Source organism: Micromonospora sp. NPDC047738 (genome assembly GCF_040642675.1).
Classification (GTDB): Bacteria; Actinomycetota; Actinomycetes; order Mycobacteriales; family Micromonosporaceae; genus Micromonospora.
Genome location: NZ_JBEYSO010000007.1, coordinates 85,688 through 98,720, shown reverse-complemented (window position 1 = coordinate 98,720; position 13,033 = coordinate 85,688). Strand labels below are relative to the sequence as shown.

Genomic DNA, 13,033 nt, shown 5'->3' with positions numbered 1-13,033 from the left:
CGCTTCACCCGCGGCTGTCACGTACGCGGTGCCAGCGGACCAGCAGCCCACCCTCGGCCGCCACTTCCTCGCTGGTCATCGCGTATCCGATGTGGTCCCGCCAGGCGCCGTCGATGTGCATGTAGCGGACGTGGTACGCCTCCTCGCGGAAGCCCAGCTTCTCCACCACCCGCCGGGACGGCCGGTTCTCCGGCCGGATGTTCACCTCGATCCGGTGCAGCCCGCCGGGCCCGAACGCGTGGTCCACGGCCAGCGCCACCGCCGTGGGGATCACGCCGCGACCGGCCACCCGGGAGTCCACCCAGTAGCCGACGTAGCCGGAGCAGAACGCGCGGCGTACGATGCTGCCCACGTTGAGGTGGCCGACCAGCCGCTCCTGCCCGTCCTCGCGCAGGCAGACCGCGAACGGCATGCCCTCGCCGATCCGCGCCGAACGGCGCTGGTCGGCATGGACCAGGCGGAACGCGGCCGGCGAGTTCATCTCGTCCCAGCTTCCCGGCAGGTGGGACTCCCACGGGGACAGCCAGGCCCGGTTGGCGCGCCGGATCTCCGACCAGGCGGTCGCGTCGGAACGCCGGTAGGGCCGCAGCACCACCGGACCGTCCACCAGCACCGCCGGCCACCCGGGCGACCGCCGAAACAGGCTCACCGGGCTAGCCTTGCGCTCGCGATCGCGGGGCTCGCAAGCTCACTCCTCGCGCTCACCTACGGCGATCCAGCAGGAGGACGTCCACCGTGGAGCCCGCGGCGGCGGTGGTGACCCGCTCGCCGAGGACCAGCAGGCCGTTCGCCTCGGCCAGGCCGGAGAGGGTGAACGGCCCGCCGGCCAGCGGCTGGACCGTGTAGCCGCCGCCGCGCCGCTCGGCCACGTGGGCGGGGCGGAATTCGCGCAGCCCACCCGGGGACGAGACCGTCTCCAGCAGGTGGGCCCGGACGCTGGGCCGGAACACCGGCTCGGCGCCGGCGAGCAGCTGGATGGCCGGGCGGGCCAGCACCTCGAAGCCGATCAGCGCCGCGCCGGGCTCACCGGGAAGACAGACCACCGGCACCTCCTCGGCGCCGACCGTACCGAATCCGAGGGCCGTTCCGGGATAGAGGGCCACCTCTGTGAAGGTCACCGGTCCGGCGCGGCCGCCCTCGCGGCGGGACATGATCCGGCGGACCATGTCGCCGGGGCCGGTGCCGGTGCCGCCGGTGGTGATGATCAGGTCGGCCCGCAGGGTCTGGTCCTCCAGCAGGCCGCGCAGCCCTTCCGGGTCGTCGTCGCAGATCCCCACCCGGTACGCGAGCGCGCCCGCCTCGGCCGCGGCGGCGGTCAGCGCGTGCGAGTTGGTATCCACCACCTGGCCGGGCTGGCTGCCCCGGCCGACGTCGACCAGTTCGTCGCCGGTGGCCACGATGACCACCCGCGGGCTGGGCCGGACCACCACGTGCCCGATGCCGGTGGCGGCGAAGACGGCGACCAGGGCCGGCGAGACGTACGTGCCGGCGCGGGCGAGCAGAGTGCCGGCGGGGAGTTCCTCACCGGCGCGGCGGACGCCGTACCCGCGCTTGGGGGCGCGGAAGATCTCCACGGCGGCCATGCCCTGGTCGGTCCACTCCACCGGGACCACCACGTCGGCGCCGATGGGCAGCGGCGCACCGGCCGCCACCGAGAAACACGAGCCGGGGGTCAGCCGGACCGGCCGCCAGCTCGCCGCGCCCAGGTCGCCGACCACGTTCAGGCGGATGCTGCGCCCACCACGCGTACCGGAGGGGGCCGGGACGTAGCCCGGCCCCCGGCTTCCTCCGGAGATGTCCTCCCAGCGCGCGGCGTACCCGTCCACCGCCGCCTGGTCGAAGGCGGGGAACGAGTGCGGCGCGACGACATCCTCGGCGAGGACGTTGCCGTAGGCCTGGGTGAGGTCGAGGTCGAGCGGAGGCAGCGCGCGTAACCTGCGCAGCACGCTGCCCAGGTAGTCGGCGAGCGGCGTCAGCTCGTTCGCGGCCGCCTCGGCGTCGGCCGTCGCGGTCATGTATTGGGACCGCCCGACGCGTCGCGCACCCGGTCCAGGATCGCCGAGGTGACGGTCTCGTCGCCCTGGTTGACGAACTCGGCCAGCCACTTGCGGAACTCGGCGCCCAGGTCCTCCCGCTCGGCGGCGATCTGGACGACGGTCTGGAGATAGCCGAGCGGCATGCCGGTGTCGTAGCGGGTGCCCCGGTAGACGATGGCGTGCACCGGCACCCCCTCGGTGCGCAGGATCTCCATCGCGTCGGTCAGCTGGATCTCCCCGCCACTGCCCGGCTCGGTACGCCGGATCGCGTCGAAGATCCGCCCCGGGAGCACGTACCGGCCGAGGACGGCGAGGTTGCTCGGGGCGTCCTCCGGCTTGGGCTTCTCCACCATGCCGGTGACCCTGACGATGTCGGCGATGTCGTTGTACTCCGGCTCGGCCGGCTCGACCGAGGCGATGCCGTACCGCTTGGTCTCGGCCGGGTCGACCTCGAAGAACGCCAGCACGATGCCGCCGGTGCGGGCCTGAAGCTCCAGCATGGCCGGCAGCAGCGGCTCGTCCATCTTGACGAACTCGTCGCCGAGCAGCACCGCGAAGGGCTGGTCGCCGACGTGGGACTCGGCGTATCCGACGGCGTGACCGAGGCCGAGCTGCTCGGGCTGCCGGCAGGTGTAGATCTCGGCCAGGTCCTCGGTGCGCTTGACGGCGGCCAGCAGCTCGGGCTTGTTCGCCAGCCGCTCCTCCAGGTCGGGCCGGCGGTCGAAGTGGTCCACCATGGCGGTCTTGCCGCGCCCGGTGATCAGCAGGACGTCGTTGAGCCCGGCCTGGGTGGCCTCCTCGACGATGTACTGCAACACCGGCCGGTCCACGACCGGCAGCAGCTCCTTCGGGACCGCCTTGGTGGCCGGCAGGAACCGGGTGGCCAGGCCGGCCGCCGGGATCACGGCCTTGACCGCACGGGGGCGACCGGTCGCGGCCGCTGAGGGGTTCGCTGAGTGCTCCGACATGTCGCGAGACTATCGGCCACGGCTCTGCCGCGGCGGGTGAGGACCGGAAGACGCGCCGCCCTGCCCTCCGCCGGAGGTGTCCGGGGTGCCGGCCCGGGGCAGTCCGTCGGGCGGGCTGACCGTGGCGACCACCACGGGGATCTCCCGGGTGGGTGGCGGGTCGGGCGGCTGGGCCAGCCGGTAGCCGTCCCGGCCGGCCGCCTTGGCCGCGTAGAGGGCGTCGTCGGCGGCGTCGAGCACCTGCTGCCCGCCGGCGGCGTGGTCGGGGTAGACGGCGATGCCGATGGAGACGGTCACCGCCACCCGGACCGGCTCGCCGCCGTGCCCGTCCACCGGCACCGGCTGGTCCCGGACCACCGCGCCGAGCCGCTCGGCGACGATCGTCGCGCCCCGGGCGTCCGTCTCCGGCAGCAGCACCACGAACTCCTCGCCGCCCTGCCGGAACGCCAGGTCCACCTCGCGGATCTCGCCGCGTACCCGGCGGGCGAACTCCACCAGGACGGCGTCCCCGGCGGCGTGCCCCCAGGTGTCGTTGACGTCCTTGAACCGGTCCAGGTCGAGCGCGAGGACGCTGAGCATCCGGCCGAACCGGTTGGCCCGTTCCACCTCCCGCCGGATCGACTCGCGCAGGTAGCGGTAGTTCCACAACCCGGTGAGCGGGTCGGTCAGGGAGAGCCGCTGGGTCTCCTCGTGCACCCGGACGTTCTCCACCGCCACCGCCGCGTGGGCCGCGAAGGTCCGCAGGGTCACCAGGTCGTCGTCGGCGAACTCCTCGGCCCCCAGCCGGTCGTAGAGTGCCAGCACGCCGAGCGCGCCGGAACCCGCCGGAGTCGCGTCGTCGTCGGCCGGCGGGTGCCCGGGCCGGTCCGGGTCGCCGCGCCCGGCCAGCTCCGCCGCCCCCGGCGCGGCGAAGGGCACCGCGATGTACGTCTCGCAGGTCGGTTCCCCGGTTGGCGGGTCCGCCGGCTCCCACCGGCCGCACAGCGGCTCCCCGGTCGCGGCCACCGTGCCGACCACCCCCGTGCCGGCCGGCACCCGCAGCGTCGCCGGGTCGGACCCGTCGTCGCCGGGCCGGCGCCCGTCCAGCCCCTCGACGCACTGGCCGACGAGCACGCCGTCGCCGTCGAGCAGCAGCACCGCACCGGCCCTGGCGCCGGTCGCGGCGATCGCGCTGTGCAGGATCACCCGCAGGATGCGTTGCAGGTCGTGGGTGCTGGCCAGGGTGTCGCCGAGCACCGCCAGGTGCCCGCGCAACTGGTCCCGGCTGCTGGTCAGGGCAGCCACGTAGCTGCCGGTCTCCCGGGTCATCCGGTTGAACGCGCCGGCCAGCCGCCCGATCTCGTCCCGGCTGCGTACCGGCACCCGGGCGGTCAGGTCGCCGTGCGCCACCCGATCGACCGCGCCGGCCAGCTCCATCAGGGGCCGCGTGGTCACCCGGGCCAGCCGCCAGGCGGCCAGCACGGCCAGCAGGGCGGCCAGCACCACCGCGCCGACCAGGGCGACGTGCAGGCCCGGGGGGCGCTCCGCGGGCACCGAGAGCACCAGCGGCAGCGGCTGCCCGGGGGACGGGCCGACCCGGCGCACGTACCGCCCGTCGACGGTCTCCGTGACCCGGTCCCCGTCGACCGTGCGGGCGGCGGCGAGCACCGCGGCGCGTACCTCCCGGGTCTCGGTGGTGAGGGTGACCGGGTCGGTGCCGGCGGGGTCGTCGAGGAGGGTGACCGCGACCCCGGTCACCGCGGCGAGCCGCGCGACGAAGGCCGGGTCGACGGACTGCGCGGCGGTGACCGTGCCCAGGTCGGCGCCGGCCGGGTCACGGAGCTGAACCTCGGCGGCGAGGGCGCGGACCGGACCGGTGGCGGGCGGGTCGCTGGAGCACTCCTGCCAGGGCCGCGCCGGGCCGCCGGGGGTGGCGTAGTTGGTCGTGCCAGCGCTGTCGATGGTCAGCACGGCGGCGGCCAGGCCGCGGCCCACCACCTGGTCGGCCGCGCGGTGGCGGGCGGCGGGGTCGGTGACCAGCGCGACCGCGTCGGCCGCGGCGCGCAACTGCTGGCAGAGGGCGTCCACCGAGGTACGCACCCCGGCGGCGGCCAGGCCCAGCCGCTCGGTGGCCCGGCTGTCATCGACCGCTGCCATCGTGGCCCCGACGAAGAAGGCGCCGAGCAGGACGGGGCCGAGCACCACCGCGAGGAAGGCCGCCGTCAACCGCCCGCGTAGCGTCAAGCTTCCTCCCGGAAGTTCTGCGCCCCTTGCTGCGATGCTGACACAGAGCGACGGGGAGACAAGCGTTGCGTCAGGAGTGTTGCGTGCCGGAATTTTCGGATGAAGTGGATGCGACGCATGCTGCGAAGCGGGAGTTGCGGGTCACCCTGCTCGCCCACCGCCGGTCGCTGCCGGCGCCGGCGCGGGCGGCAGCGGCGGCGCGCGTCCAGGCCGAGCTGACCTCCCTGGTACGCCGGCTCCGCCCGGCCTGGATGACCGCCTACGTGCCGGTCGGCTCGGAGCCGGGCGGGAGCGATCTGCCGGCGGTGCTGCGCGCGGCGCTGCCGCCCGAGGCGGAGCTGCTGCTCCCGGTGCTCCGCGACGACCTGGACCTGGACTGGGCCAGCTACACCGACCCGGGGTCGCTGCGGGCCGCCGGGCGGGGCCTGCGGGAGCCGGCCGGGCCCCGCCGCGGCCCGGACGCGGTGGCCGAGGCCGCGCTGGTGATCGTCCCGGCTCTGGCGGTGGACCGCCGGGGGATCCGGCTGGGCCGGGGTGGCGGCTCGTACGACCGGGCGCTCGCCCGGGTGCCGGCGGACACCCTGACCGTGGCGCTGCTGCACGACGGTGAGCTGGTCGAGGCGCTGCCCGCGCAGCCGCACGACCGACCGGTCCGCGCCGTGATCACCCCCACCGACGGCCTGCGTACCCTGGCCCGGGCGACGGTTGTCTGACGGCACACTTCCGCTGGACGAATCCTCGCCGATGACGCACCATTGGCACTCGGAAGCGTCGAGTGCCAACCGACCGTGCCAAGATCCGGAGGAGAACGTGCCCACGTACCAGTACGCCTGCACCGCGTGCGGCCACCAGCTCGAGGCGGTGCAGTCCTTCTCTGACGAGCCGCTGACCGAGTGCCCGGCGTGTGAGGGGCAGCTGCGCAAGCTCTTCAACTCGGTCGGCATCGTGTTCAAGGGCTCCGGCTTCTACCGCACCGACTCGCGCTCGTCGGGTTCCGACAGCAGCACGAGCAGCACGAGCAAGCCGGCCACGTCCGAGTCGTCGTCCAGCAGCTCGACCAGCTCGTCGAGCACGTCGAACGGCTCGAGCAACGGCTCGTCCGCCAAGACCCCGGCCGCGAGCACCTCTTCTTCCTCCTCCTGACCCGAGGCGCCCTCGCGTGGGGGCGCCGCGGACCCAAGATCCGCAAGTTCCCCGAAAGAGTGGCTGTTCCTGCGGGAATGGCCACTCTTTCGTGACTGAGGCCGCCGGGGTGGGTGGTGGCTCGGCCGGGCGCTAGCAGAGCCGGGCCGGGTTTGGGGGTTATCCACAGGCGGGTGGGTTTTCCACAGGGCGGCCTGCGGAGACGGCCGCTGCGCACATCGAGTTCCTAGCCTGCTGGCATCTGATCGGGTGTCGTGCGGGTGGGAGGGGCGCGGGTGGCGACGGGCGAGGGATCACTGCAGCCGGTGCGCTGGCGTGGGCTGCCGCGCGGCCGGACCCTGCTCCGGGTGGCGCTGGTCGCGGTGCTGCTCGGCCTGGCCGCCGCGGTCCTCCAGACACCCGCCGGCTGTCCGCCCGGCACCGCCCCGGCCGGCCCCACCCCGGCCGTGAGTCCCGCGAGCCCTGCCGCAAGGCCGCCGAGCGTCGCGCTGCCCCTGCCCAGCGGGTCGGTCGGCGTACCGGTCCGGCTGGCCGAGCCGGCCGCCCTCGCCGTGCTCCGCCCGGGTGCCCGGGTGGACCTGCTGGTCGTACCCGCCGATGGGGCCGGCAGGGAGGCGACCCTCCTCGCGCCGCGGGCGCTGGTGCTCGACGTGGTCGGTGCCGGGTCGGTCGACGGCTCCTCCGCGCTCTACCTGGCGCTCCGCCCGGAGCAGGCGCAGCAGGCCGTCGGCGTGCCCGAGGGCAGCCGCTTCGCGGTGGTGGTACGCGGATGACCGGTCGGCAACCCGTGCCGGACGTCACGGCGCCGGTCCTCGAAGAGGCCGGTCAGCCCCAGTGCGGCGGCCGCTCGGCCAGCAGCCAGTCGTCGTTGCCGCTGGGCCGCTCGCCCCAGCCACGGTCCGTGTCGTCGGTGGTCTGCTCGGGCAGCACCACGAAGTCGTCGCTGAGGTCGACCACACGGTCGTCGTCGCCCCGCGCGCCACGCATCCCGGGATCCTCCACGAGCGGCAAGGATACCGGCGAAATCGGCACGGCTCGACCAGCCCGCGCACCACCCGGGCGTGGCTCGCCCGTCGCGTCCGGCGGGCCGAGCGGCCGGGGCGTTGGTAGCGTCGGACGGCGTGACGACGCCGAGCGGTGGCAGCCCCGAGGACGAGTTCTGGCGACGCCCGACACCGGACCAAACAGTTGGCGAGGTCAACGGCGGTCAGTCCGGCGAGCCGGCGTCGAGTTCCGGGCCGTCCGCCGGGGCGGGCACCCCCGAGTTGACCGGCGCGAGCCCGGACGACAGTCCCTGGTCCGGCGCGTCGGCAAGTCCGTGGTCCAGGCCGGCCGCGACCGGCGAAACAGGCCCGGCGCCGGCCGGCAGCAGCGGCCAGCCAGGTGCAGGTGGCCGGCCCGCGAGCAACGCGCCGGCCGGCGGATACCCGGGCCCGCCGCCGACCACGCCACCCCCGCCCGGCTGGCGACCCCCGGTGCACGTGCAGCCCCCGCCGCCCCGGCGGCTGCCTCCCCAGGACATGGCCGCCATGGATCAGGGGGAGCAGCAGGCCCAGCGACTCACCTACGGCATCGGGACGGTCGCCGGGGTCGTGCTGGTGATCCTCATGTGCCTGCTCTGCTCGCGGGTGATCTTCTGACCCGGCCGTCCGGTGTCAGACCTGGCCGCTCCACACCAGTTGGGCACCGCTGTCGCCGGTCAGATAGACATACACCAGCGCGAACACGGACAGCACGATCACGACACCGGTCACCGGCCAGCTGAGCCAGGAAGGCAGCCGGGCCACCCAGGGGGTGTTCCAGGTCACTGCCAACAGCACCAGGGCCGCCACCGCGAGGCCCAGCGTGAACCAGAGCAGCGTGTCGCCGTACTCGGAATGCTCGTGGATCTTCTGGAGGAATTCGCCACCCACGCCCCTCTTCCGCTGGACTTCCTCGAACGCCTCGCCCGATTCGGTGGCGAGGAAGGTCGCGATCGGGGCCACCACGGCGAGGACCGCGACCGCCCACCCGAAGCGGGGCCGCCACCGGGGCAACAGCCCGTAGGCGGCGGCCAGCAGCGCCAACAGCGGGACGAACACCACGACGGCGTGCACGATCAGGACGTGGCCCGGCAGACCGTTGATTTCCTTGAACACCGACACCTCCGGCAATGGATGCGGCTTCCGCGGCAGCCAGCGTACGTCGATCAAATGCGCGTGACGGAGCTGACGAACCGGTACACGCGCAACCCGTCCGACCGGTTCAGTCCACCCCGGCGACGTCCCCGCCCGGCCTGTGGTCGCGGCCACCCCCTACCGGACTTCACTTGTCGGCCGTCGGGGCCCGTGCTGTCATTGCTGCATGTCCAGCGGTGAGGAACTGCTCCGGTCGAAGGGCCTGCGGGTCACCCGACCGCGGCTCGCCGTGCTGGAGGTGCTCGCCGCCGGCGGTCACCTGGAGGTCGACGAGATCACCCGTCGGGTCCGCGAGCGGCTCGACTCGGTGTCCACCCAGGCCGTCTACGACGTGCTCGGCGCGCTCTCCCGCGCGGGGCTCTCCCGCCGGATCGAGCCGGCCGGCAGCCCGGCCCGGTACGAGGCCCGCGCCGGCGACAACCACCACCACGTGGTGTGCCGGGGCTGCGGCGAGATCGCCGACGTCGACTGCGCGACCGGCCTGGCACCCTGCCTGGACCCGAGCCCCGCGCACGGTTTCGAGGTGGACGAGGCGGAAGTGACCTTCTGGGGGCTCTGCCCCGCCTGCCAGGGCCGCCGCTCCGCCGACGACTGACAGAGATGCACGCTCGTCGGGCCGCCGTCCCTGCTGCTCGGCGACTGCGGCCCGGGACCGCGAGGGTGGCCCGGAGCGTGGCACTCTTGGGCGGTGGACTCGGATGACCTCGGCCTCTTCGGTCCCGGATCGGTCACGTGGAAGGTGCACGAGGAGCCGGTCCTGATCGTCGCCGGCCTGCGCTCGCTCTACCTCCAGGCGCTGCACCCCCGGGCGATGGCCGGGGTCGCCCAGAACAGCAACTACCGCACCGACGCGTGGGGCCGGCTGGTGCGTACCGCCACCTACGTGGCGACGACGATCTACGGCACCACCGCCGAGGCGGAGGCCGCCGGCCGGCGGCTGCGTACGCTGCACGCCCGGATGCGAGCCACCGACCCGTCCACCGGGGAGGAGTTCCGGATCGACGACCCGGAGCTGCTGCGCTGGGTGCACGTCACCGAGGTCGAGTCGTTCGTCAGCACCGCCCGGCGAGCCGGCCTCGCCCTGACCGACGCCGAGATCGACGGCTACTACACCGAGCAGCGCCGGGCGGCGGCCCTGGTCGGGCTGGACCCGGCCGACGTGCCGGGCACCGCCGCCGAGGTGGCCGACTACTACCGGCGGATCCGTGCCGACCTGCGGATGACCAGGGAGGCGGCGGAGACGGCCCTCTTCCTGACCGCTCCGCCGATCCCGTGGAAGCTCAGCCGGCCGGTGAAGCTCGGCCTGCATCTCGGCCCGGCGCGCTGGGCGTACCTGGGGATCGCCGGCACCGCGATGGCGCTGCTGCCGGCGTGGGCCCGCCGGCTGTACGGCGGCCTGGGCCTGCCCACCACCGCGCTCTCGGCGGATCTCAGCGTCCGCGCGCTGCGGCTCGCCCTGGCGGCATTGCCGCGCCGCTACCGGGTGGGGCCGTTGCAGCAGGCCGCGAAGGAACGCGCCGCCCGCCTCGGCCTCGCCGCCTAGTTGTCCGGACCGGGGACGTTGGTCGAGAACGGCGTCGCGCTCGGCCGGCGCCTCGACGGCGAGTCCTCGCAGGCGTTCGCCAGGTGATCTCCATCGTCGGCAACGGCAACGAAGCTGCGGGATCGAGACTCACGAGGCCAACCGCTCACCTTCGTATCGCCCTGATCTTGCGAGCCCGACCCCGCCGTCTGACTGGTTGATCTCCGACCACACCGCATCGAGGGAAAGGCCGAGGACGTCGGCGATCGCAGCGATGGTGGGGAAGGCAGGGGTGGCTACGCGACCGGACTCGATCTTCCGAAGAGTCTCCGGCGAGACACCTGCGTCCAGCGCGGTGCCGAGCATCGAACGCTCTCCCCTGGCTCGACGCAGGAGGGCGCCGAGGCGCTGTCCGCGTTCGACCTCCGCGGGAGTGAGCGGCAACCTGACCATGGCCCGATTCTAGTACCGGGATAATATGGCCGGGATATTTATTGGTTGCACGAGTAAGGGCACCGCATGATCGAGATCCTGAACCCCACCGAACTGCCCCGAGCCAGAGAGGCAGGCGCCCTGGTCGCCGACATCTTGCAGACGCTGAGGAGTCGCTGCGAGGTAGGCACGAACCTCCGGGACATCAACCGGTGGGCCCAGGCCATGATCACCGAGGCCGGAGCACAGTCCTGTTACGTCGACTACGAGCCGTCCTTCGGACGTGGGCCGTTCGGCCACTACATCTGCACGTCAGTCAACGACGCCGTGCTCCACGGACTGCCGTACGACTACCCGCTTGCCGACGGCGACCTGCTCACGCTCGACCTCGCCGTCTGCAAAGGCGGAGTCGTCGCTGACTCCGCCATCAGCTTCATCGTGGGCGACTCGAACCCCCCGGAGAGCGTTGCGATGATCAGCGCGACCGAACGCGCATTGAGCGCAGGGATTGCCGCGGCCGGACCAGGGGCCCACATCGGTGACATCTCCCATGCCATCGGCTCGGTCCTCAGCGAGGCGGGATATTCGATCAACACCGAGTTCGGCGGTCATGGCGTCGGGTCGACGATGCACCAGGACCCGCACGTCCCGAACAAGGGGCGGCCCGGTCGCGGATACCGGCTGCGCCCTGGGCTGTTGCTGGCATTGGAGCCCTGGGTCATGGCGGACACCGCCGAGCTCGTCACCGATGCCGATGGCTGGACGCTCCGAAGCGCGACAGGCTGCCGGACAGCGCACAGTGAGCACACGATCGCTATCACCAACGACGGCGCCGAAGTCCTCACCTTGCCGAAGCAGGCGCGACCGTGAGGTGACGGCCATCCGCGTCCCCCGCTCCCAAAAGTTCAGCTGGAATGGCGGTCCATGGCCGCCCAGGGGTCCTTGCCCGGGGTCTGCGCGCCGGCTGGGCAGGTGCGCCGGTAGTCGCACCAGCCGCAGCGGGGCCCCGGGGTGGCCGGGAACTCCTCGTCGGCGTCGGCGCCGTCGGCGACCGCCCGCTCGGCGGCCATGATGTCCCGCGCGGTCTCTTCGGCCCGGGTCAGCTGCCGCTGCAGCGACTCGGGCGTGTGCTCGTGCGCGGCGACCGTGCCGGTGGGCAGGTGGTGCAGCTCGACCCGGTGGCACGGCCGGCGGAACACCCGCTCGGCCGCGTACGCGTAGAGGGCCAGGGCCTGCGAGCCGCGGGCGTCGTCGGCGTCCAGCCCGGTGCGGCCGGTCTTGTAGTCGACGATGACCAGCTCGGGTCGCCCGTCGGGGCCGGGACGCGAGTCGATCCGGTCGGCGCGGCCGTTGAGCGCGAGCACGGCGGTCTTCACGGCGACGACCCGCTCCACCCCGACGGGCTCGTCAGTCGGGTCGAGGCCGGCGACGTACGACTCCAGCCAGGCCAGCGCCCGGCGGAAGGCGTCCCGCTCCTGCTCCTCGTCGCGGTAGCCCTCGCGCACCCAGGTGCCCTTGAGCAGGGTGGCCAGCACCTCGGGGCGGCGGCGCTCCGGCGCGAGCGCGTACCAGTTCTTCAGGGCGGTGTGGACGCTGGCGCCCAGCGAGTTGTGCGCCCACGGCGGGCCCTTGGGCGGCGCGGGCCGGTCGACGTACGCGTAGCGGTAGCGCCGGGGACAGTCCACATACGCCCCGAGCTTGCTGGGGGTGCAGACGAAGAGCCGCTCCGGCATGCCCTCGAAGCCGAGTTGCTCGGCCTGCTCGGCGCGGGGCCGGGGCGGGTGGCCACCGGTCGGTCGTCCGGTCGGGGAGGGTCGTCGCACGCCTGCGATCCTGCCATCCCGGTACGACAGCCCGCCGCCGGCGGGCCGGCGACGCAGCCGGCAGCAAGGCCTCGGGGGTCAGCCCGTGGTGATGAAGTGGGTCACGAACGCGGCGATCGCGTCGGCGATGAGCTGCACCGCGATGGCGGCCAGCAGCAGGCCGGCGATCCGGGTGAGCACCTCGATGCCACCCGGCCGCAGGATCTTGACGATCACGCCGGAGAAGCGCAGCGCCAGCCAGACCGTGACCATCACCGCGACGATCGCGAGGGCGATCGCGAGGTAGTCGGTGGGCCCGCCGGACCGCTGCACGAAGAGCATGGTGGCGACGATGGCGCCCGGTCCGGCCAGCAGCGGGGTGCCCAGCGGAACCAGGGCGATATTGGACGTGGCCGGCTGGCTCGGGTCGTCGGCCTTGCCGGTCAGCAGTTCCAACGCGACCAGCACCAGCAGCAGCCCGCCGGCGGCCTGCAATGCCGGCAGGGAGACGTGCAGGTAGGCCAGGAGCGTCTGCCCGGCCACGGCGAACACCACGATCACCCCGAGCGCCAGCGCCACGGCCTGCCAGGCGGCCCGGTTCCGGTCCCGGGCGGCGAGCGGACCGGTGAGCGCCAGGAAGATCGGCAACATGCCGGGCGGGTCGACGATCACCAGCAGGGTCACGAAGACCTCGCCGAAGAGCTTGAGATCCACGCGGACACGGTAGCCG

16 protein-coding genes and 1 pseudogene are annotated in these 13,033 nt (G+C 73.6%); 6 read left to right on the top strand and 11 right to left on the bottom strand.

Annotated features, from left to right (window positions below; translation table 11 throughout):
- Window positions 1-4: 4 nt before the first annotated feature.
- The 4 genes from ABZ783_RS13955 to ABZ783_RS13940 are packed head-to-tail and all read right to left on the bottom strand — an operon-like array spanning window position 5 to window position 5,227.
- A complete protein-coding gene (locus ABZ783_RS13955; protein ID WP_357437389.1) occupies window positions 5-649 on the bottom strand; it encodes a GNAT family protein in 645 nt (214 codons plus the stop codon).
- 52 nt (window positions 650-701) lie between these two features.
- Entirely contained in the window at window positions 702-2,015 is a 1,314-nt protein-coding gene (glp, locus tag ABZ783_RS13950; RefSeq protein ID WP_357437387.1) for a gephyrin-like molybdotransferase Glp, read from the bottom strand.
- Window positions 2,012-3,004, bottom strand: a complete 993-nt coding sequence (locus ABZ783_RS13945) for a UTP--glucose-1-phosphate uridylyltransferase (protein ID WP_357437384.1) — start codon at window positions 3,002-3,004, stop codon at window positions 2,012-2,014. Before ABZ783_RS13945 ends, glp begins: the two co-directional genes overlap by 4 nt.
- Before the next feature lie 9 nt (window positions 3,005-3,013).
- Window positions 3,014-5,227: a diguanylate cyclase gene (locus ABZ783_RS13940; RefSeq protein ID WP_357437381.1), complete on the bottom strand. Its 2,214-nt coding sequence runs from the start codon at window positions 5,225-5,227 to the stop codon at window positions 3,014-3,016.
- Window positions 5,228-5,310: 83 nt separating this feature from the next.
- On the opposite strand from ABZ783_RS13940, the gene ABZ783_RS13935 reads away from it, so the two are divergent.
- Window positions 5,311-5,940 (top strand): 5-formyltetrahydrofolate cyclo-ligase, encoded by a 630-nt coding sequence (locus ABZ783_RS13935; RefSeq protein WP_357437378.1) that lies wholly within the window; start codon window positions 5,311-5,313, stop codon window positions 5,938-5,940.
- Between the two features lie 31 nt (window positions 5,941-5,971).
- Window positions 5,972-6,178 (top strand): annotated as a pseudogene (locus tag ABZ783_RS13930) (FmdB family zinc ribbon protein); the annotation flags it as partial.
- 14 nt (window positions 6,179-6,192) lie between these two features.
- On the opposite strand, the gene ABZ783_RS13925 reads toward ABZ783_RS13930, so the two are convergent.
- On the bottom strand, window positions 6,193-6,351 hold the full coding sequence (locus tag ABZ783_RS13925) for a hypothetical protein (protein ID WP_357437919.1): 159 nt from the start codon (window positions 6,349-6,351) through the stop codon (window positions 6,193-6,195).
- Window positions 6,352-6,645: 294 nt separating this feature from the next.
- Here ABZ783_RS13925 and ABZ783_RS13920 point away from each other — a divergent pair, with 294 nt between their 5' ends.
- Window positions 6,646-7,143, top strand: coding sequence for a flagellar biosynthesis protein FlgA (locus ABZ783_RS13920; protein WP_357437375.1), 498 nt, complete (start codon window positions 6,646-6,648; stop codon window positions 7,141-7,143).
- Window positions 7,144-7,195: 52 nt separating this feature from the next.
- Here the strand turns inward: ABZ783_RS13920 and ABZ783_RS13915 are convergent, their stop codons facing one another.
- From ABZ783_RS13915 to ABZ783_RS13905, 3 genes are all read right to left on the bottom strand, one after another.
- Complete coding sequence (locus ABZ783_RS13915) at window positions 7,196-7,357, bottom strand: hypothetical protein (protein ID WP_357437373.1); 162 nt, start codon at window positions 7,355-7,357, stop codon at window positions 7,196-7,198.
- 220 nt (window positions 7,358-7,577) lie between these two features.
- Complete coding sequence (locus ABZ783_RS13910) at window positions 7,578-7,892, bottom strand: hypothetical protein (protein WP_357437371.1); 315 nt, start codon at window positions 7,890-7,892, stop codon at window positions 7,578-7,580.
- Window positions 7,893-8,025: 133 nt separating this feature from the next.
- Window positions 8,026-8,508, bottom strand: a complete 483-nt coding sequence (locus ABZ783_RS13905) for a DUF2231 domain-containing protein (protein ID WP_357437368.1) — start codon at window positions 8,506-8,508, stop codon at window positions 8,026-8,028.
- Between the two features lie 205 nt (window positions 8,509-8,713).
- Between ABZ783_RS13905 and ABZ783_RS13900 the strand changes: the two genes are divergently transcribed.
- Window positions 8,714-9,142, top strand: coding sequence for a Fur family transcriptional regulator (locus ABZ783_RS13900; RefSeq protein ID WP_357437366.1), 429 nt, complete (start codon window positions 8,714-8,716; stop codon window positions 9,140-9,142).
- Window positions 9,143-9,235: 93 nt separating this feature from the next.
- On the top strand, window positions 9,236-10,090 hold the full coding sequence (locus ABZ783_RS13895) for an oxygenase MpaB family protein (RefSeq protein ID WP_357437364.1): 855 nt from the start codon (window positions 9,236-9,238) through the stop codon (window positions 10,088-10,090).
- A 129-nt stretch (window positions 10,091-10,219) separates the two neighbouring features.
- On the opposite strand, the gene ABZ783_RS13890 is transcribed toward ABZ783_RS13895, so the two are convergent.
- Window positions 10,220-10,522 (bottom strand): helix-turn-helix transcriptional regulator, encoded by a 303-nt coding sequence (locus ABZ783_RS13890; RefSeq protein WP_357437361.1) that lies wholly within the window; start codon window positions 10,520-10,522, stop codon window positions 10,220-10,222.
- 66 nt (window positions 10,523-10,588) lie between these two features.
- Between ABZ783_RS13890 and map the strand changes: the two genes are divergently transcribed.
- Window positions 10,589-11,371, top strand: a complete 783-nt coding sequence (gene map, locus ABZ783_RS13885) for a type I methionyl aminopeptidase (protein ID WP_357437358.1) — start codon at window positions 10,589-10,591, stop codon at window positions 11,369-11,371.
- A gap of 35 nt (window positions 11,372-11,406) precedes the next feature.
- Here the strand turns inward: map and ABZ783_RS13880 are convergent, their stop codons facing one another.
- Both ABZ783_RS13880 and ABZ783_RS13875 read right to left on the bottom strand, forming a co-directional pair.
- Window positions 11,407-12,234, bottom strand: a complete 828-nt coding sequence (locus ABZ783_RS13880; protein WP_357437884.1) for a PD-(D/E)XK nuclease family protein — start codon at window positions 12,232-12,234, stop codon at window positions 11,407-11,409.
- Window positions 12,235-12,402: 168 nt separating this feature from the next.
- The gene (locus tag ABZ783_RS13875) at window positions 12,403-13,017 is read right to left on the bottom strand and encodes a MarC family protein (RefSeq protein WP_357437356.1); all 615 of its coding nucleotides are present in this window, start codon (window positions 13,015-13,017) and stop codon (window positions 12,403-12,405) included.
- Between the last annotated feature and the right edge of the window lie 16 nt (window positions 13,018-13,033).

Bases quoted from the DNA above. Each gene is read 5' to 3' on its own strand.
- ABZ783_RS13900 (WP_357437366.1), top strand. From the start codon at position 8,714: ATGTCCAGCGGTGAGGAACTGCTCCGGTCGAAGGGCCTGCGGGTCACC.
- ABZ783_RS13945 (WP_357437384.1), bottom strand. From the start codon at position 3,004: ATGTCGGAGCACTCAGCGAACCCCTCAGCGGCCGCGACCGGTCGCCCC.
- ABZ783_RS13880 (WP_357437884.1), bottom strand. From the start codon at position 12,234: ATGCCGGAGCGGCTCTTCGTCTGCACCCCCAGCAAGCTCGGGGCGTAT.
- map (WP_357437358.1), top strand. From the start codon at position 10,589: ATGATCGAGATCCTGAACCCCACCGAACTGCCCCGAGCCAGAGAGGCA.
- ABZ783_RS13915 (WP_357437373.1), bottom strand. From the start codon at position 7,357: ATGCGTGGCGCGCGGGGCGACGACGACCGTGTGGTCGACCTCAGCGAC.
- ABZ783_RS13910 (WP_357437371.1), bottom strand. From the start codon at position 7,892: ATGTCCTGGGGAGGCAGCCGCCGGGGCGGCGGGGGCTGCACGTGCACC.
- ABZ783_RS13890 (WP_357437361.1), bottom strand. From the start codon at position 10,522: ATGGTCAGGTTGCCGCTCACTCCCGCGGAGGTCGAACGCGGACAGCGC.
- glp (WP_357437387.1), bottom strand. From the start codon at position 2,015: ATGACCGCGACGGCCGACGCCGAGGCGGCCGCGAACGAGCTGACGCCG.